The organism is Gilliamella sp. wkB178, from assembly GCF_001690705.1.
In the GTDB taxonomy this organism is placed as follows: Bacteria; Pseudomonadota; Gammaproteobacteria; order Enterobacterales; family Orbaceae; genus Gilliamella; species Gilliamella apicola_K.
Genome location: NZ_LZGK01000011.1, coordinates 269,247 through 288,775, shown reverse-complemented (window position 1 = coordinate 288,775; position 19,529 = coordinate 269,247). Strand labels below are relative to the sequence as shown.

The following is a 19,529-nucleotide window of genomic DNA, read 5'->3' as shown; positions in this document are numbered from 1 at the left end:
AATGCTAGTGTTTTATTATGATAAAACCTTTGCCGGGCTGTTGTGTGCAGTTTTTGATGCTTTTAAACTAAAACAAATGCCGGAAGGTTTATTAGCTCAGGGCGAAGTTGCGCCTTTACTAACCACCGAAAGTCATGAAGTTGAAGTTTGTAATAATAAGTATGAACGCGTACACACGGCACTAAAAAAGAAGATTAGCAAAGTTGCATTGCAACAATTAGTCAATGTGTGGCTGTCAGAATTACCTGACAGTGATTTAGTTATTTTTCGTTATGTATGTAAAGTATTTAAATCAGCCTATTCGATAGAAACTGATTTCGCCGATGCAGATGTCATCGCTGTGCGTGAAATCGCACGCAAGGTAAGCAAAGAACGTGAATATTTAATGCAATTCGTACGCTTTAATGTCATTGAAAATTCAATTACCCATAATGGCGAAGATGGTAAAGAAAAAATTTATTTTGCTGTTATTGCGCCAATTTATAACGCCTTGCCACTAACACTTGATTTTTTTGAAGATCGTTATGCCGATCAAAAATGGGCAATATATGACCACAAACGACAATATGGTTATTTTTATGATCTCGAAAAGATTGAACAAATATCATTAAGTGACCAAGATAATTTAATTATTGATGACCAAATTAATCAACAATATTTGAGTAAGGATGAAATATTATTTCAAACAATGTGGCGCCGTTATTGTAAGGCTTTAACCATAAAAGAAAGGATCAACCCAAAACTACAACGTCAACAAATGCCAAAACGATTTTGGCAACATCTGCCTGAAATGCAGGATAACTGTCAATCAATAAATAACACAATAAATAAAAAAGCCGTCAATAAATGACGGCTAATAAAGGTTTTAAAATATTGGATTACTGTGAGTCAATATCATTAATAATGCTATTAATGCTCTCTTCACGTTGTTGTTGTTTTTGTTCATCAACTTTACCACCAGATGCCACAAAGTCATGACGTTGGAAGTAAGCATTACGCATAAAGTTGTATGGATCATCACTATTTTTGATTAAATCTTCATATTCAATTGCGACCGCGCGAGCTTCAACACCATCAAACACGCCACGTACTAATACCCATTGCCAATCTAACCAAACTAAAGGTGGGTATAGGCTATCAACGACACTACCACCATCATCCCTTAATGTTGCTGAACCATAGAATGGTAATACTACATAAGGACCATAAGGAACATCATAGTGCCCTAATACATTACCAAAACTACGTTGATTGCCTTTTTGTAATTGCGGATCTGACATACTAGCCACATCCATTAATCCACCAAAGCCAAAAACAGTATTTAGGAAGAAGCGTGCTAAATGTGCACCAGCTTGATGAACTTCGCCTTGTAATAGGTTGTTAACCATAGAAGCAGGTTCAGAAAGGTTAGAAGAAAAATTAACTACTCCGGTACGAACAGGTGTAGGCACATAATCTTTCCACACTACCGCGGCTGGTCTTAACACATAAGGATCAACAGCATAATAGTTAAAATTAAACATAGCCTTATTAAACCCTGACATTGGGTCGCTATAACTATTTGTTTCCGGTTCATAAGACGCACAACTTGTTAACGCCATAACAGAAAACAACATGCCAACTATTCTTTTTTTCATTGTTTTCGACTAATTAGATTAAATTACAGATGGTATAATTGTAGCATGTTTACTCAAAATAGAAAATTTTTCGTTATTTGATTGGCATTAACTATATAAATTTATTAGAATGAACAGCTCTCTATGACCTCATAGTTAAATGGATATAACGAGCCCCTCCTAAGGGCTAGTTGCAGGTTCGATTCCTGCTGGGGTCAAAAAGCCCACCAATTATTTATTAGTACCCCAACTAACTTGGAGTTAATAAGTTTTTCATTTTCATAATAGTGGCCGCTAGTTCTTCAACTGAGCGGTTGGTAGTTGATAGATATGGAATATCAAGTCGTTTAAATAATGCCTCTGCAGTTCTGACTTCAAAATCGCAATTAAGTGGGTTGGCATATTTAGAATTTGGGCGACGTTCTTCGCGGATGCGGCTCAGGCGTTTATAATCAATGGTCAAGCCAAATAACTTATCACGATATGGTGCAATCATTCTTGGAATATTATTGTTATCTAAGTCATCTTGAGTGAGCGGATAATTGGCCGCTAGAATGCCATATTGCAGGGCTAAGTAGAGGCAAGTTGGCGTTTTCCCGGAACGTGAAACCCCGATTAAAATAATATCGGCTTTATAGTAATTTTTTTCGGTAATCCCATCATCATTGGTTAAAGCAAAATTAACCGCTTCCATGCGGGCATCATAACGTTTTTCATCAGTAATACCATGGGTTAAACCCGCCACCATTTGCGATTTTGTTCCTAAGGCAGATTCTAATGGTGGAATGAATAAACTAAAAAAATCCATATGAAAAATATGCGGTTGTTGATCGAATAGCTTCCTTAATGAAGTTTTAACTAAACTGGAGATCACAATAATAGGTTCTTGAGTGGAAGTATAGATTTGGCTGATATCGTGTAACACCGCTTGTACTTGCTCAACCGAATCCACAAATGGCACGGTATAGCGTTCAAATTCAATTTCCACAAATTGATTAAGCAATGAATTACCGAGATTTTCAACAGTAACACCAGTGCGATCGGAAATAAAAAAAACTGTGCGTTTAGTCAACATATTCATTCCAAAGGTGGGCAATTAGCTAACAGGTATTGACCATTATTGAAGAACGGGAGTAACATTTCAATCATTATTTAGTAAAGGCCGTAAAGCTAGTGTAAATAAAATGATCTAAGTCACGTTGTTGCCAATGAGTTGCTGAATGTAGGATCAATGTCACCTAAAATGAATTAGAGATGTATTAATTATGCAAATAATTAAAATCTCTGTTAGTAGTCCGTAGAAGTGTATTTTTTATTTATGACTTAAAACATAGGAGTAAATTATGGTTATGCAGAACGTAATTTGGTTTAACGAGTTACGCAAGGATGATGTTGAAAGTGTGGGAGGCAAAAACTCATCATTAGGAGAAATGATTAGTCAACTCTATGCCAAAGGTGTACAAGTTCCCAATGGCTTTGCAACAACAGCTGCTGCATACCGCGCTTTTTTAGCGCAGGGGGGATTAGATCAACGCATTACAGATCTACTCAATAGCATTGATGTAGATGATATCAACCAATTAACTAAGGCTGGTGAACAGATCCGCAGTTGGATTTTACAAACTGAGTTTACACCTGAATTTGAAACAGATATTAATCAAGCATGGCAAACTATGGTTGCAAACTATGGCGACGATTTTTCAGTAGCAGTGAGATCTTCCGCTACCGCTGAAGACTTACCCGATGCCTCATTTGCCGGTCAACAAGAAACGTTTTTAAACATTCATGGCATTGACAATGTTAAAGAAGCAATCAAACATGTGTTTGCCTCACTATATAATGATCGAGCCATATCCTACCGTAAACATCAAAATTATGATCATTCGCAAGTTGCACTTTCTGTTGGGGTGCAAAAAATGGTGCGTAGTGACATTGGATCATCTGGCGTCATGTTTACCATGGATACTGAATCAGGTTTTGATAAAGTGGTATTTATTACCTCGGCCTATGGCTTGGGGGAAACTGTGGTTCAAGGTGCGGTTAATCCAGATGAATTCTATGTACATAAACAACTATTGACCGACGGTTATCCGTGTATTTTACATCGAGGTTTGGGATCAAAATTAATCAAAATGGAATTTACCGATCAAGCGTCGGCTAATAAATCGGTTAGAACCGTCGATGTAGATGAAAAACTACGCGGGCAATTTTCAATTAACGATCAAGATATTTTACAGCTAGCACGTTATGCCTTGATCATTGAACAACATTACGGCCGGCCAATGGATATTGAATGGGGTAAAGATGGTGAAGACGGTAAACTGTATATTTTACAGGCGCGGCCAGAAACCGTTAAATCCCGAGAATCAAAAAATAGCATAACCAATTACCACATCAAAGGTAAGTCAGACATTATTTGTCAAGGTCGCGCCATTGGTCAGAAAATTGGTCAAGGTAATGCCAAGGTTATTCATGACATTCGTGATATGGACAAAATTCAACCGGGGGATGTGCTAGTTACCGACATGACTGACCCGGATTGGGAACCGATCATGAAAAAAGCCTCAGCCATTGTCACCAACCGCGGAGGGCGAACTTGCCATGCGGCAATTATTGCTCGTGAATTAGGCATTCCGGCAATTGTGGGTTGTGGTAATGCAACCAAAGTCATCAAAGAAGGCGAACCAATTACCGCATCCTGTTGTGAAGGTGATACCGGTTTTATCTATAAAGGGCTTTTAAATATAGAAAAAACCAAGGTAGATCTTGGCACTATGCCGGAAATCCCTTTGAAGATTTACATGAATATTGGTAATCCGGAACTGGCATTCAGTTTTAGCCAACTACCTAATAATGGCGTCGGGCTGGCTAGAATGGAATTTATTATTAACAAACAGATCGGTATCCATCCAAAAGCCTTATTGGAATTTAATACCTTACCGGCTGATTTAAAACAAACTATTAGCGATCGGATATCTGGCTATGCTTCACCGCGCGATTTTTACATCCAAAAATTAGCGGAAGGGATTGCGATGATTGCCGGTACTTTTTACCCAAAACGAGTGATATTAAGAACCTCGGATTTTAAATCTAACGAATATTCTAATCTCATTGCTGGTACACTCTACGAACCACATGAGGAAAACCCAATGCTCGGTTTTAGGGGCGCGGCTAGGTATGTTTCTGAATTTTTCAGACCATGCTTCGAGTTAGAATGTGAAGCGATTAAAATTGTGCGTAACCAACTAGGTTTAAAAAATCTGGAGATTATGATCCCATTCGTACGTACGGTTAATGAAGCCAAACAAGTCAACGAAATTTTAACAGCCAATGGGCTGGAACGAGGCAAAGATGGTTTGCGGGTGATCATGATGTGTGAAATCCCGGCCAATGCGGTGCTTGCTGAAGAGTTTTTAGCCTATTTTGACGGCTTCTCTATTGGTTCTAATGACATGACCCAACTAACATTAGGTACTGACCGAGATAGTGGTGGACCAATTGCTACTACCTTTGATGAACGTAATCCGGCAGTTAAAGCCATGCTATCTATGGCGATTGCTGCCTGTAAAAAACATAATAAATACATAGGTATTTGTGGTCAAGGGCCATCGGATCACCCTGATTTTGCCAAATGGTTAGTTAATCAAGGTATTGATAGTTTGTCACTAAACCCTGACACCGTAATTGATACTTGGTTATTTTTGGCTAATGCCTCTGACCATTGATGGTTCTATTTTAATCAGAGTGTTATTTAATAGTTAGGAATTAATTTACAGTAACATCTAAGAAAGGTTGGCAGACTCTTAATAGGTCATGCCAACCTTTTTTATTAATGCTAGATTTTAGTTGATTTATAAATCACTTTAATCTGTCAAGATGTTTCCTGAGAAGTATACGTTTGCGTATAAAAATATTTAAGGTTGTTTACCAATATAGGCCAAAATTCCGCCATCTACATACAGGATATGACCATTAACAAAATTAGATGCGTCCGATGCTAAAAAGACAGCAGCACCAGCTAAATCATCCGGTTCACCCCATCTCGCTGCAGGAGTTTTAGCAATGATAAACTGATCAAAAGGATGACGTGAGCCATCCGCCTGTTTTTCACGTAGTGGCGCTGTTTGTGGTGTGGCAATGTAACCAGGACCAATGCCATTACATTGAATATTTGCATGACCAAATTCGGAACAAATATTTTTAGTCAGCATTTTCAAACCACCTTTAGCTGCCGCATAACCAACAATGGTTTCACGGCCTAATTCGCTCATCATTGAACAGATATTGATGATTTTACCATGTCCTTTTTTAATCATTGATGGCAATACAGCTTTTGCCATAATGAATTGTCCAGTTAAATCAATATCAATCACTTTGCGAAAATCAGCAACCGAGGTTTCCAACATCGGCGTTCTTTGAATCACGCCGGCATTGTTTACTAAGATGTCGATAATACCAACATCTTTTTCTATTTGCTTAATTCCTTTCGCAACGTTGTCTTCATCTGTAATATCAAAACTATAACCGTGTGCATTAATACCCGCTTGTTTATAGTCGGCTAAACCTTTTTCCAGATTCTCTTTTGATCTATCATTAAAAACGATTGTTGCACCGGCTTGATGGAGTGCCGTAGCAATAGCATAGCCAATGCCGTAAGATGCACCAGTGACTAAAGCTACTTTATTTTTTAATGAAAATTTATTTAAAATCGAGTTGGACATCAAACTCTCCTTATAACGAAATAATTTTAGACAATCAATAATTATCAATTATAAGATTTATCGTAAATCTTGCATCGCAACATGATCCATATCATCGAAGGTTAGATTTTCGCCAATCATGCCCCAAATAAAAGTATAGCGTTTAGTCCCCACTCCAGAATGGATAGACCAACTAGGTGAAATAACAGCTTGCTCATTATGCATCACAATATGTCTGGTTTCTTGAGGTTTACCCATCATATGGAACACAATCGTGTCCGCATCCATATCAAAGTAAAAGTAAACTTCCATACGGCGTTCATGAGTATGAGTTGGCATTGAGTTCCAGTTACTGCCTTCATCTAAACGTGTCATACCCATACTTAGTTGACAAGTTTCAAGTACATCTGGTACTAAATATTTGCAAATAGTGCGCTTATTGCAAGTTTCCATACTACCTAAGGTTTGTTTAACGGCATCATTTTGCGTAATAACTCTAGTTTTTAATACTGCATGTGCAGGCGCACTATTGTAATACAGTTTAGCCGGGTGTTTTGGATCAACACTTACAAATTCAACATGTTTAGAACCTTTGGCAATATAAATAGCTTCATTATTGCGTACTTGATAAGTTACTCCATCAACTGTCACAGTAGCGTCACCGCCAATATTAATTGCTCCTAATTCCCGACGTTCTAAAAAATAATTTACACCAAATTGTTTACCCACTTCGTCACCAATGGAAACGGTTTTAGTGACAGGCATAATGCCACCAACTACAATACGATCAATATGGCTATAAACCATTGTATACTCATCGGCTGTAAAAATTTTTTGAATCAAAAACTCTTTTCTCAATCCTGTGGTATCAAGTTGTTTAGCGTGATCGCTATGAATGCTTTGTCTTATATCCACAATAATTACCTCTATAATAAAACGGTTAAAGAAAATTACACAATAAACTAATTTGTTAATTCCTAATTATCACTTGGTTTATAATTACCAAAACGTTTAGCCCAAAGTGATGTCAAAATTGGAACCACAATTGAAGTCACAATAACGCTAGTGGCCACAAGTGCAGTAGCAGCCGGAGCAATTGGTTTAAATTCTGGTGCCATTTCACCTATTAACATTGGTGTAGCAACTGCCGCACCAGCCGTACTCGATGCCCCAATACCCGCAGTACCATTACCACCACCTAAAAATTTATCGGCCAAGATTAGCGGAATACCTGTAATAACAATGATTGATAAACCTAAAAGAATGCCGGTAAAACCAGTTTGGGCAATAACTTGCAACTTAATACCATTACCTAATGCAAATGCGAAGAATGGAATTAATGTTTGTACTGCACTGCCAAACATTTTACGCAAATCAGGATCGATATTACCTAAAAGGAAACCAATCAAAAATGGTAATACCGCACCTAGGAATAATTGAGGTTCAAAGCTTGCAATACCAGAAGCACCAAGAATAACCATGGTCATTAAAGGCCCGGATTCTAACGACATTAACACAAAAGCACCAGCTTCTTCTTTGGAACCATATTGATTCATTAGTGCGGCATACAAACCACCGTTGGTCATATCCATAGACGCAACTAAAGCTAGAATTGATAGACCAGCAAAAAGACCACCTTCAACCATATAACCATGTGTCCAAAAACTACCGGCAATAAGTGCAACTACCCAAGCTGTAGCTATCTTCGTAACCACCAGTACACCAGATTTTCTTAACATGGTTCCGGTTGCTTTTAATTCTATTGAAGCCCCCATACAGAAGAACCAAACAGCCAAAATTGGCACAGTACCTTTAATTAAACCATTACTGAACGAACCTAAATATGGCCCAGCATTGGGGAAAAAGGTATTACATAAGGCACCCAAAAATAGAGGTACTAACATTAATCCTCCAGGGATTTTATCAATGGCTTTTTTAATTTGCATACATCTTCCTTTCAATTTAAATATTAAACATATTGATATCCATCAATGATTAATCACATCAGATATTTTTTTACAGGTTATTAATAAATTATTTAAATGTTGTTGTTTTTTCCCATTTGCATATTGAGATTGCATTCCATTAACGCCTAATGCGGCAATAACTTGACCTCGTTTATTAAAAATAGGCGCTGCGATACAACAGATTTCAGCTATATCCTCCCCATCATCAATGGCCCATCCTTGTTGTTTAACTAATTTTAAGTGTTGTACAAAGTCATGCTTATTGGTAATTGTATTTTTTGTACGTGGCTCAAAATTACATTCCTCAAGTATTTCTAGAATTTGGCTTTCTGGTAGCCAAGCTAACAAAACCTTACCTAATGCCATGCGATTAAAAATAATTTTTTTCCCTTCCCATGATGTTTTTACAATCGCCTTAGGTGATTCGACTTTAGACAGAAAAAAGCCACGATTACCGTCCAAAATTCCTAAATGGCTAGTAAGTTCAGTTACATTGACTAATTCATGCATAAATTCAATGGCTTCTCTTCGTAGGTCAATGTTTTTAATTGATAGCCCACCAAGTTCAAATAAGCGTAAACCTAATACATAACGGCCATCACAACGTTGACGAAGAAATTGAGAGGTTGTTAATACTTCCAGCAAGTAATGAGTACTACTTTTGGGAATGGATAAGGCTTTACATAGATCGGTAAAACTGGCATCCTCATTATTGGCAATATAATTTAAAATCGAGATTAACCTAACTGCTGCTGGGGCTTTACTGTTAATTAAATTATCCATAAGTTCTATATATGAAACTCATTGTTTTATATTTAGAACAAAATAACAGAAAAAAATAAATCAATCTGGACATAGATCACAAAATTAGCAAAAAACGGATAAATTTTACCAACACAAATTTAAATTGCAAATAACAATAGTTAATTGAATAGGTGAATAACTGGATAGCAAAAAACACTAATGAGCAGATTACACTAAAGAAAATTTAGTAATAACCTGTTTTAGTAATAAACCAGGGCAATTGTTTAAGTATTTGTAATTAACATGCAGTTACCAAGTCATATTACTCATGACTATGGGCTAGCATAATGTACTTATTTAACATTCACCAATTTTTTAACATAATTAAGTGACGCCACTAGAGTGTTTTCGATGATATCAATATCAACTTTATGTTCACTTCTAATCGGAGTACTATCTTTTAACCGATGCATTTTAAGTGGAATTTCAAAACTAACAGGAATATTTTTAACCGCTAATTGCTTCACGATTTCTGAATAATCAATAATGCCGTCGCCAATAGCGCAAAAGTAAAATTCTTCATTAATAATTTTGACATCCTTAATATGGAAATGCTTACAATAAGTGATAGCATCCATGGCTTGTTGATTAATATCCAAATGGGCCGCATAAGTAACCATATTTCCTGGATCCCAATTTAAAGCAATAGCATTGCTAGCCACCTCATTTAACATATTCACTCCATCAGCTAATGAGGTAAAAGCGTTATAATCATAATCGCCGGCATTTTCTATACATAAAATGCAGCCATATTTATTAAGATCTGGCACAATTTGTTTTAAATTGGCGACCACAACATTGTGCTCATCTTTTTTAGCTACGCAAGTATTCAGGAAAGGAGCTCCAATCATATGGGCAAACTTAATTCTTTCTTTAAAAGCTGCGACCATATTATCATCGGCTAAGTTCATAGTACAACCAAGTGCGGACACAGTTAAATTATGTTTGTGTTTTAATTTATTGATATAATTTGCATTATCTTCACTAAATAGTTCAGAATTGACTTTACTCACATAGCCTAAATTGTATGCTAATTCAAAATAATTATAACCGCATTTTTTAACTGAAAATAACGCTTCCTCTAAGTCATAACCATCATAAATGGACATATTAACTGCTAATTGTAATGAATTACTCATATGCTTCCCCTAATGTTCCAAATTGAACTATCATTTGAACAATGATTGATATTTAGAACAACATAAATTATCAAATATAAAAAAAGACCATTAATCATATATCATAAATTCTGTTCTCGACAAGAAACAACGGTAAAGAATTATTTTATTAATAATATATTGGGATCTTAATCACGTTTTTTCCTAATAATTCTTTTAAATTTATGAGTTATAGCTATAATTTTTTACAAAAGTTTTAATTGTTAACTTTTGTTCATTGGGATGATAAGTGACATAAATACCAAGAGGAAATAAATGATTAGTATTATTTTAGTCTCTCACAGTAAAAAAATTACTGATGGGTTAAAAGAAATGATTGATGAAATGGTAGGTACTTCAGATAATGTAAAAATATTTTCTGCTGGTGGTACCGACGATGGCAGATTAGGTACTAATCCGATTGCCGTTATGGAAATCATTGAACAATGCCAAGATGATAAACATATACTCATTTTTGCGGATATAGGTAGTGCCATTTTAAGTTCTGAAACGGCCATAGATCTTATTAGTGATGAAAAATTAAAGGAAAAAATTCTTTTAGTCGATGCACCTCTAATTGAAGGTTCGTTTGTTGCAGCAGTACAAGCTTTAGTTGACGATGATTTAGATGCAATTCTAAATGAATTAGAAAATATTTAACATAAATGGGTATGTAATGAAAAGACTAATTAATGATGGTTACGATGTAGTTGAAGAAATGCTAGAAGGTTATTGCTTAGCACATAGTGATTATGTAAAGTTAAAAGATGATTGTGATCGAGTTATTATCAGCAAAAAAATAAGTAAAGAACCACGCGTACGTATTATTGTTGGTGGAGGTTCTGGCCATGAACCAGCATTTATTGGCTATGTAGGTAAAGACTTTGCTGATGCGGCTGCTGTAGGTAATGTTAACACTTCACCATCACCGGAATATTGTTATGAAGCAGTTAAAGCGGTCGATTCAGGTAAAGGGTGCTTATTTGTTTATGGTAATTATGCTGGAGACGTAATGAATTTTGACATGGGTGCCGAATTTGCAGCTGCCGATGGCATCAGAGTAGAATCGGTAACAGTCACCGACGATATTTACTCTTCACAAAACATAGCTGATCGTCGCGGTGTCGCTGGTGATGTATTCGTGTTTAAAGTCGCCGCCAGTGCCGCGGCTAAAGGTTATGATCTCGACCAAGTTAAAGCCTTAACCGAAAAAGCTAATGCTAATACTTACTCCATGGGGGTAGCTTTATCGTCCTGCACATTGCCTGTTACTGGTGAAGTTATTTTTGATATGGAAGATGGTGACATGGAAGTCGGCATGGGTATACACGGTGAACCAGGTATTGAAAGAACCAAGCTTGAAAAAGCTGATATCGTTGTTAGTCAACTGATAGCTTATTTATTAAAGGACTCAAATATTAAAGCTGGTGATGAAGTCCAATTATTAATAAATGGACTTGGTGGCTTAGCTTTGATGGATCAATATATCTGCTACCGTAAAGCTCACCAATTATTAAATGAAAATGGCATCAGCATTCATAAGCCATTAGTTGGTAATTATGTTACCTCGATGGACATGGTTGGGATCTCTATCTCCATAATCAAAATCGATGACGAACTTAAACAGTTACTCGATCATCCATGTGACGCTCCATATTTTAAAATTGCATATTAATTGTTTAGGAGATTAAATATGGCACAACTTATATTAGATAAAAATTATTTTATTGAAACTTTTAAACAGTTAGCGTTAATGGCGGAAGAAAATCGTGATCACTTAAGTAAATTAGATTCCGATATAGGTGATGGCGATCATGGTATTAATTTAACCATAGGTTTTCGTGAAGTATCTAAACAGCTACCAACTTTAGAACAATCAACTGCCGACATTGCTGAATTAATGAAAAAAGTTGGAATGATCCTATTAAGTAAAGTGGGTGGCGCTTCAGGCCCATTATATGGTAGTTTTTTTATGAAAATGGCAACTCATATAGCTAATAAACAGCAAGTTACCTTTAAAGAATTTTGCCAAATGTATCAAGATGGTGTTGAAGCGGTTCAACTTAGGGGCAAAGCTGAACTTGATGACAAAACCATGATTGATGCTTTGCTGCCTGGACTGGAAGTATTAAAACAATACCAAGAGGGTGACGATCCGGTACAAACATTGGCAAATTGCGTAGCCGAAATGAAAAAAGGTTCTGATCACACCATTCCACTTATTGCCAAAAAAGGTCGCTCAATGCGACTTGGTGAAAGAGCGATCGGTCACCGCGATGCTGGTTCGGAATCATCATGGATGATTATGGATGTATTTTTACAACAACTAAAAAAATTGCCTAACTAGGTATCAATTATTAGCACAAAATAAAAGGTTAAATATGAAAAAAATATACATAGGTACCAGTTGGAAGATGAATAAAACTCTGGCTGAAGCATTATTATTTTGTGAACAGTTTAAGACTTTTTATCCCGAAAATCTAAAAAGTCATATTCAGCCTTTTGTTATTCCACCATTCACTTGCATCCGTGAAGTTACAGACTACATAACAACACATAAATTAAATTGCTTAACCGGTGTACAAAATATGCATTATCAAGATGCTGGGGCTTTTACTGGTGAAATTTCACCTGTTATGGTCAAGGACACCGGTGCAAAACTAGTAGAAATGGGGCACTCTGAACGCCGTGAATATTTTGGCGAAACTGATTTTGCTGTTAATAAAAAAGTACAAGCAGCCTTAAAGCATGGGTTAACACCTTTAGTATGCATTGGTGATAGTGCTGAAGAAAAATCATGGGGCGTTTCTGCGGAAGTAGTGGTTAAACAAATGAAAATTGCCTTGTCTGGCGTTGATAAACAACAAGCTACACAAGTTATGATTGCCTACGAACCAATTTGGGCCATTGGTGATCAAGGAGTTCCAGCTACTCCTGATGAAGCAGAATACATTCATCAAAAATTACGCGCGGCTTTAATTGAAGTTTATGGTAACGATATAGCTCAGCAAATGATTTTATTATATGGGGGTAGTGTTAATTTAGAAAATTCAACCGCATTAATAGTCAAACCGAATATTGATGGACTATTTATTGGGCGAAGTGCATGGCAAGCTAGCGGCTTTTGTAATATATTATCTGCTATTAATCAGCAAAATTAATATAACAAGGCGAATATGATGGGTATATTTGAAGATAAGCAAGAATCTGAACTACTGACCGAAATTGCAGTTGCTTATTACGAACATGAACAAACACAAGAAGAAATAGCGCAACGGTTTGGGATTTCTCGTATTAAAGTAGGTCGTTTGCTAAAAAAAGCCCGAGCTGAAGGTATTGTTGAAATAAATGTCAAATATCATCCAATCTTTAGTTCCAACATTGAACAACAATTTGTAAATAATTTTGGTATTAAACGAGCACTTATTGCATTAGATCATCAAGATGAAGATGAACAACGCCGACAAGTAGCATCGTTGGTCACTAATTATTTATCTAGTGTTTTAAAAAATGGTATGACCGTTGCCGTTGGTCAAGGGCGAAATGTAGCCGCGGTTGCTAGTCATGTGGGTGTCTTCCCAGAAAAGCAATGTAAATTTATTTGTGGCATTGGTGGCACGCAACGAGTTGGTGATCTAATTGATGCTGACCATATCAGTCGTAGTTTAGCCCGTAAATTTAACGCAACTAGTGAAACCTTATATGCACCCGCGTATGTCGAAAATCGTGAATTAAAACAAGCCTTCATTCAGAATCGTGTAATCAAAGATACCTTAGAACGAGCCTCTAAAGCTGATATAGCCCTAGTTGGTCTTGGGGACATGAACGAAAACTGTTACATGGTGCAATTAGGTTGGTTCACTCCACAAGAAATAACAGATGCCACTTTAAATCAAGGTGTTATCGGTGATATTGCTGGTTATGGATTCTTTGATATTAATGGTGATCCTATTGACACTGCCATGAATGACCGCGTAATAGGTTTAAGCATAGAAGAACTGCGCAACATTCCATGTGTGATTGCTATTGCCTCGGAAAACACTAAAGCTACAGCAATTTTAGGTGCTTTACGCTCAGGGGTAATTGATATTATTGCCACTAGTGCCTCTAATGCTAGAACAGTACTGAGCTTACAACAAAACAAAATCAAATGACCTCCTTAATGCTAATAACTATAAGGTAAACGCGTATGCATCTAGCGACTATAAAGTAAATTTAACCGTAGATCTCCTGATGCAACCGTTTAATCGATTCATTCAAATTAATAAGTTTAACTTACATTAGTATTCATATTAATAACTATATAAATATTAAATGTATCAATATAACTGTAATGCTCTAAAAAAATAGATATAACTGCACTTATATTAATGCCTCCTTTACATGATTTTACTATTGCTAGATTCATCGACAATAATTATTTTGTTAAACATATGTTCAACAAAATGATCACAAAATTAAGCAAATAATCAGGCATATTCTAAGATAATTAAACAATAAATATTAATAATAGATATAGATCACAAAAACAGCATTGGCAATTACCTTTAAATCAAATGTTATATTAACATACATTTGAACGAAACTTGTTTAACTTAAAGTTATTAACTAGGAATTATTAACTTCAAGTGAATAACCAGAAATCGCCAACTGCAAGTCACATGACTTATTTTTATAAAGGATGTCTATATGAGTACATGTAAATCAAAAATAGGTAAGCGCTGGATTTATTTTATACCAGTTGCCAGCATAATGTATATGTTAGCTTTTTTAGATCGTACTAATCTCTCTTTTATTTTGCCCTATATGGGGGAAGATTTACATTTAAGCAACAGTATTAAAGGGGTTGCTTCCGGAATATTCTTTCTGGGTTATCTAATTTTACAAGTACCCGCTGCGTTACTAGCTGAAAGATGGAGTGGTAAAAAAACAATTTTCATTTTAATGACATTATGGGGACTAGCAGCCATTTGGACTGGGTTAGTTAGGAGCACCGAAGAATTACTCTGTGCCCGCTTTGTATTAGGAGTGTTTGAAGGGGGGATCCAACCAGCAACATTAGTAATGTTAATTCGATGGTTCCCACAAAAAGAAAAAGCTCGTGCTAATGGCTTTTGGCTTATGTGTATCCCTATTTCTGCAATTATCGCTGCGCCAATTACTGGAGTACTATTAGAATATTTTAGTTGGCGAACAGTATTAGTAATCGAAGGTATTCCACCAATTATTTGGGCAATAGTTTGGTACATCATGATTGCTGACAGACCAGATAAAGCATGGTGGATGCAAAAAGATGAATGTGATTACATAATGCAACAACTAGCTATGGACGAACAATTAAAACAAAAACGTACCACTGAAGATTCACCAAGATACCGTGACGTATTCAAAAATACCAAGGTCTTAACTCTAATTTTTGCTTGGTTTTTATATTGTGCTGGTTTTTATGGCTTCACAATGTGGATGCCACAAGTCATAACTAACATCTCGAAATCATCGCCGAGTATTGTTGGCTTTTTAACTGCAATACCATATTTAATTGGTTTGATTGGTATGATTTATATATCTGTTAAAGCAGACAGATATGGGTTACGAAAATCATCCTCATTGGTGCCACTGACTATTTCGGCTATAGCGTTACTAATTGGGCAATTCTTCCCATCGGCAACAATGCAATTCATTTTCCTTTGCGTAGTTGGCGGTGGTTTATACATTCATGGCGCATTTTTTGCCTTACCGCCATTAGTCATCAAAACCGAAGTATTAGCACTTTCCTTAGGATTAATTGGTGGCATAGGTAATTTGGGTGGGTTCTTTGGCCCTTACATAGTGGGCTGGTTAATTGATGTAACAGGCACTCCATTAGCCGGCTTTATGATTATGGCGGCTGCCATGTTTGTTTGTGGATTATCGTTAGCATCAGTGACACCAGCAAGGAAGGAGTAATCATGAAAAGTATTCATCAAAAACTAGGTCTAACCACCCGCAGCACCGGTAAAATTCCTATTATTGATGCGCACCATCATTTATGGAATTTGGACTCCAATTATTACCCATGGTTAGCCAAAGCAGAAGAATTTTTTTTAGGAGATTACGCGGCTATCCGTAAAAATTACCTACCTAAAGACTATTTAAAAGATACTCAAAACCAAATGATTCTTGCCACCGTTCATTGTGAGGCTGATCATGACTATGCTAACGAAGTAGAGGAAACCAAATGGGTATATCAACAATCCCAAGAGTTTGGCTTCCCTAATGCGATCTTACCACATGTATGGTTTCACCTTAATACTTGTGAAAAAATTTTAGCTGAACACACTAAATTCCCAACTGTACGTGGTATTCGGAGTAAACCCGTTACTGCCAAGACACCTGAATTAAAAGCAAGCGTATATGGCACCCCAGGTAGTATGCAAGATAAAAACTGGTTAGCAGGTTTTGCATTATTAGAAAAATTTAATCTATCATGGGATCTACGGGTACCATATTGGCACTTAGATGAAGCGGCAAACGTAGCCAGATCCTTCCCTGACACTAAAATCATTTTAAATCATACGGGCTTCCCTTGGGATAGGAGTGAAAAAGGTTTAAATGCTTGGCGTCAAGGAATGCAGGATTTAGCTAGCTGTCCAAATGTTTGGGTAAAAATTTCCGAGCTAGGGTTGTTAAATGATCCTTGGACGGTAGATATTAACCGCGGAGTGATCCTTGAAACTATTGACATGTTTGGTATTGATCGCTGCGTTTTTGCGAGTAACTTCCCAGTTTCTAAGTTAAGAATCAGTTACGATGACTTGGTTGCGGCAATGTTGACCATTTTAAAAGACTTTTCCCAAGAAGATAAGGAAAAGTTTTTCTGGCATAACGCTAAACAATTTTATCGTATTGATTTAGAACTATGATAGCAATAACCAATAGCAGGGTGACACGCTAATTTAACATAACACCATGATAGCAAATAAAAAAGGTTGCTTTTCAGAAATGAAAACAACCTTTTTTAAACTCATATACTACTAAATTTTAATAGTTTGAGTGTTATAATAATTTTTAGCGTTACTATAAAATAACTGATATTGTTGTTGATAAGGTAATGACTTAGTTGCCTGTTTAAAACCAGAAAATATAGTATCAAATGAACCACAAATGCTATCAACAGGGAAGTTACTGGCAAACATAGCCCGATTCACCCCAAAAATGGCGATAGCTTCTTGGATGATCCACAAATTATCCTCAATCTTCCATGGAATACCTTTTAAACCAATTCCAGAAATTTTAACCACTACATTAGGGTTATCGGCTAATAAACTCATAGCTTTATGCCAGGCAGCTAAACCTTCAGGGGAACGATCGGAGGGTAAACCAGTATGATTCAGAATAATCAACGTATTTGGAAAATCCTTAGCTAACTGTGATGCTTCAGCAAAGTTCCACCATGGAGTCTGCAAATCAAAATTAAGATTATACTTTTCTAACAAAGCATAACCTTGAAGCCATTTATCATCACTCATCAAGGTTTTTTCACCCATTTTAGCTTTTTCTGGGGTTGTTGCACCACCAGGTTTGTGGCGTACACTCCTAACTAAAGGGTAAAGGGTTTGTTTAGCTAATACATTGTTAACATCATCGGCGTCTAACCAAGCTTGAGCTACTACTGCATTAGGCATACCATATTTTTCGGCAATGTGGTGAATATATTTAGTTTCGCCAAGTGGATCTTGTGGGTCCCATTCGGCATCAATATAAACTGTTGCTACCACATTGTGCTTTGGGGCAGCTAGTTGTAAATAATCCGGTGGTAAAAACTCTTTTTTAATTGCTGAATAATCACCATAACGAAATGGGATTAAAACATCAGCTGCTAACCAAGGGTGTGGATTAATCGCTGGTTGCCAAAAATGCTGGTGTGCATCAATTATTGGACCATCATAAAGTTTATTTTCCATTTTACTTACATCCTCCCGTACTAACTATTTTTATAGTTAAATCTAATCAACACGGTACCTAATACAAAAACAATCGCGCAGCTAGAGAAAAACATTAGCACATTATCATAATCACCGGTCATTTGAATAATTAATCCCACCAATAATGAAACAATTATTCCACCAATACTACCGGCCATATTCATGGTGCCACCAACAATGCCAACTTTATTCTTAGGTGCCAATAAGGCAGGGAAACACCAATATAAACTGCCCCACATTAAAAAGAAGGCGGCGATCGATAATACCAAAATTGCAATAATAGGATCACTCAATGTCGGTAATAAAAGGAATGCTCCAACCATCACCAAGCCAGAAAAACTGAGTAGGACTTTAAGTACTGCACTTTGTCGATAACCTTTTTTTACCAAGAAGTCAGCCAAAAAACCGCAACAAAGCGATCCCAACGCTCCAGAAATGAAAATGATAAAAGTTGCGCTACCAATTTCTTTTAGATTAAACCCCCGTGCATGAGCCAAATAACTTGGTCCCCAAGTTAATAAACCAAAATTAATCATCGCCCAAGAGATGCGCCCAAACATAATAGCGACCATCGAATTAACTGGTACTTTTTGTTGTTTATCACTAAGTTGACTTGTGGCGTTATTAATCACATTTGCTTCAATGTTTTGGCTTTCAATCAAGGCTAATTCTGCTTGATTGACTTGACTATGTTCCTTAGGTGTATCACGCAAATATTTCCAAGCAACATAACTAAACACAATCGTGAACAACCCAGCTAAAACAAAAACAATGCGCCAAGAACCAATAGCAGCAATAAGATAGGCAATAATAATTCCACCTAATGCCACACCTAAAGGTCCGCCACTATCCATGAGAACAGCGCCACGACCCCTTTCTTTTGCAGACAACCAAGTTGAATTCAGTTTACCACCAGCTGGAAATAAAGGTGCTTCAGCCGCACCTAAACCCAAACGGGTAGCAAACAGGAATAAACCACCGGTCGAAAATCCTGCAATAGTTTGAAACACGCCCCAAAAAAGGGTAGAAGCAGTAACTAACTTCCGAGGGCCATATTTATCAATAAGAAAACCACCAGGAACCTGCAATAAAGCGTATGCCCAGAAAAAACTACTCAACACTAAGCCTTGCATAGTCGGGGAAAGGGCAAACTCCTTGGCAATAGTTGGCATAGCAATAGAAAGGCAAATTCTGTCCATCATATTTATTACTACTAAAATAAATATAATACCGAAAACGAGCCAACGGACACTGGATGGTTTGGATCTATTATCCATAACATCTCCTTAATTAGGTAATTTATAAAAAGACTAAATTACCT

General features: G+C 36.6%; 18 protein-coding genes and 1 tRNA gene. 10 read left to right on the top strand and 9 right to left on the bottom strand.

What is annotated here, in order from left to right:
* Window position 1: 1 nt before the first annotated feature.
* Window positions 2-850, top strand: coding sequence for a TIGR03915 family putative DNA repair protein (locus A9G13_RS02880; RefSeq protein WP_065556110.1), 849 nt, complete (start codon window positions 2-4; stop codon window positions 848-850).
* A 28-nt stretch (window positions 851-878) separates the two neighbouring features.
* Here the strand turns inward: A9G13_RS02880 and A9G13_RS02875 are convergent, their stop codons facing one another.
* Window positions 879-1,637 (bottom strand): MlaA family lipoprotein, encoded by a 759-nt coding sequence (locus tag A9G13_RS02875; RefSeq protein ID WP_065556109.1) that lies wholly within the window; start codon window positions 1,635-1,637, stop codon window positions 879-881.
* Window positions 1,638-1,762: 125 nt separating this feature from the next.
* Here A9G13_RS02875 and A9G13_RS02870 point away from each other — a divergent pair.
* Window positions 1,763-1,834: transfer RNA gene (locus A9G13_RS02870), tRNA-Arg, on the top strand.
* Between the two features lie 32 nt (window positions 1,835-1,866).
* Here the strand turns inward: A9G13_RS02870 and ppsR are convergent.
* A complete protein-coding gene (gene ppsR / locus A9G13_RS02865) occupies window positions 1,867-2,691 on the bottom strand; it encodes a posphoenolpyruvate synthetase regulatory kinase/phosphorylase PpsR (protein WP_065556108.1) in 825 nt (274 codons plus the stop codon).
* A gap of 268 nt (window positions 2,692-2,959) precedes the next feature.
* Between ppsR and ppsA the strand changes: the two genes are divergently transcribed.
* Window positions 2,960-5,341 carry a phosphoenolpyruvate synthase gene (ppsA, locus tag A9G13_RS02860; RefSeq protein WP_065556107.1) on the top strand — a complete coding sequence of 794 codons (2,382 nt, stop codon included), beginning with the start codon at window positions 2,960-2,962 and terminating at the stop codon, window positions 5,339-5,341.
* A 189-nt stretch (window positions 5,342-5,530) separates the two neighbouring features.
* Here the strand turns inward: ppsA and A9G13_RS02855 are convergent, their stop codons facing one another.
* The 5 genes from A9G13_RS02855 to A9G13_RS02835 form a co-directional block, all read right to left on the bottom strand.
* Window positions 5,531-6,325 (bottom strand): gluconate 5-dehydrogenase, encoded by a 795-nt coding sequence (locus A9G13_RS02855; RefSeq protein WP_442902789.1) that lies wholly within the window; start codon window positions 6,323-6,325, stop codon window positions 5,531-5,533.
* A gap of 69 nt (window positions 6,326-6,394) precedes the next feature.
* Complete coding sequence (gene kduI, locus A9G13_RS02850) at window positions 6,395-7,231, bottom strand: 5-dehydro-4-deoxy-D-glucuronate isomerase (RefSeq protein ID WP_065556105.1); 837 nt, start codon at window positions 7,229-7,231, stop codon at window positions 6,395-6,397.
* Between the two features lie 62 nt (window positions 7,232-7,293).
* Window positions 7,294-8,262 (bottom strand): 2-keto-3-deoxygluconate transporter, encoded by a 969-nt coding sequence (gene kdgT / locus A9G13_RS02845; RefSeq protein WP_065556104.1) that lies wholly within the window; start codon window positions 8,260-8,262, stop codon window positions 7,294-7,296.
* A 42-nt stretch (window positions 8,263-8,304) separates the two neighbouring features.
* Entirely contained in the window at window positions 8,305-9,066 is a 762-nt protein-coding gene (locus A9G13_RS02840) for an IclR family transcriptional regulator (protein WP_065556103.1), read from the bottom strand.
* Window positions 9,067-9,380: 314 nt separating this feature from the next.
* Complete coding sequence (locus A9G13_RS02835; protein WP_065556102.1) at window positions 9,381-10,226, bottom strand: sugar phosphate isomerase/epimerase family protein; 846 nt, start codon at window positions 10,224-10,226, stop codon at window positions 9,381-9,383.
* Window positions 10,227-10,520: 294 nt separating this feature from the next.
* Here A9G13_RS02835 and dhaM point away from each other — a divergent pair, with 294 nt between their 5' ends.
* The 7 genes from dhaM (at window position 10,521) to A9G13_RS02800 (ending at window position 17,146) form a co-directional block, all read left to right on the top strand.
* Window positions 10,521-10,904 (top strand): dihydroxyacetone kinase phosphoryl donor subunit DhaM, encoded by a 384-nt coding sequence (gene dhaM / locus A9G13_RS02830; RefSeq protein WP_065556101.1) that lies wholly within the window; start codon window positions 10,521-10,523, stop codon window positions 10,902-10,904.
* Window positions 10,905-10,920: 16 nt separating this feature from the next.
* Window positions 10,921-11,919: a dihydroxyacetone kinase subunit DhaK gene (locus A9G13_RS02825; RefSeq protein ID WP_065556100.1), complete on the top strand. Its 999-nt coding sequence runs from the start codon at window positions 10,921-10,923 to the stop codon at window positions 11,917-11,919.
* Between the two features lie 18 nt (window positions 11,920-11,937).
* Entirely contained in the window at window positions 11,938-12,591 is a 654-nt protein-coding gene (gene dhaL / locus A9G13_RS02820) for a dihydroxyacetone kinase subunit DhaL (RefSeq protein ID WP_065556099.1), read from the top strand.
* 34 nt (window positions 12,592-12,625) lie between these two features.
* On the top strand, window positions 12,626-13,405 hold the full coding sequence (locus A9G13_RS02815) for a triose-phosphate isomerase (protein WP_065556098.1): 780 nt from the start codon (window positions 12,626-12,628) through the stop codon (window positions 13,403-13,405).
* 18 nt (window positions 13,406-13,423) lie between these two features.
* Entirely contained in the window at window positions 13,424-14,398 is a 975-nt protein-coding gene (locus A9G13_RS02810; RefSeq protein ID WP_065556097.1) for a sugar-binding transcriptional regulator, read from the top strand.
* Between the two features lie 535 nt (window positions 14,399-14,933).
* Window positions 14,934-16,190, top strand: a complete 1,257-nt coding sequence (locus A9G13_RS02805; RefSeq protein WP_065556096.1) for an MFS transporter — start codon at window positions 14,934-14,936, stop codon at window positions 16,188-16,190.
* A gap of 2 nt (window positions 16,191-16,192) precedes the next feature.
* Entirely contained in the window at window positions 16,193-17,146 is a 954-nt protein-coding gene (locus A9G13_RS02800) for an amidohydrolase family protein (protein WP_065556095.1), read from the top strand.
* 111 nt (window positions 17,147-17,257) lie between these two features.
* On the opposite strand, the gene A9G13_RS02795 is transcribed toward A9G13_RS02800, so the two are convergent.
* Window positions 17,258-18,187, bottom strand: a complete 930-nt coding sequence (locus A9G13_RS02795) for an amidohydrolase family protein (RefSeq protein WP_065556094.1) — start codon at window positions 18,185-18,187, stop codon at window positions 17,258-17,260.
* A 20-nt stretch (window positions 18,188-18,207) separates the two neighbouring features.
* Window positions 18,208-19,485 (bottom strand): MFS transporter, encoded by a 1,278-nt coding sequence (locus A9G13_RS02790; protein WP_065556093.1) that lies wholly within the window; start codon window positions 19,483-19,485, stop codon window positions 18,208-18,210.
* Window positions 19,486-19,529: the final 44 nt, after the last annotated feature.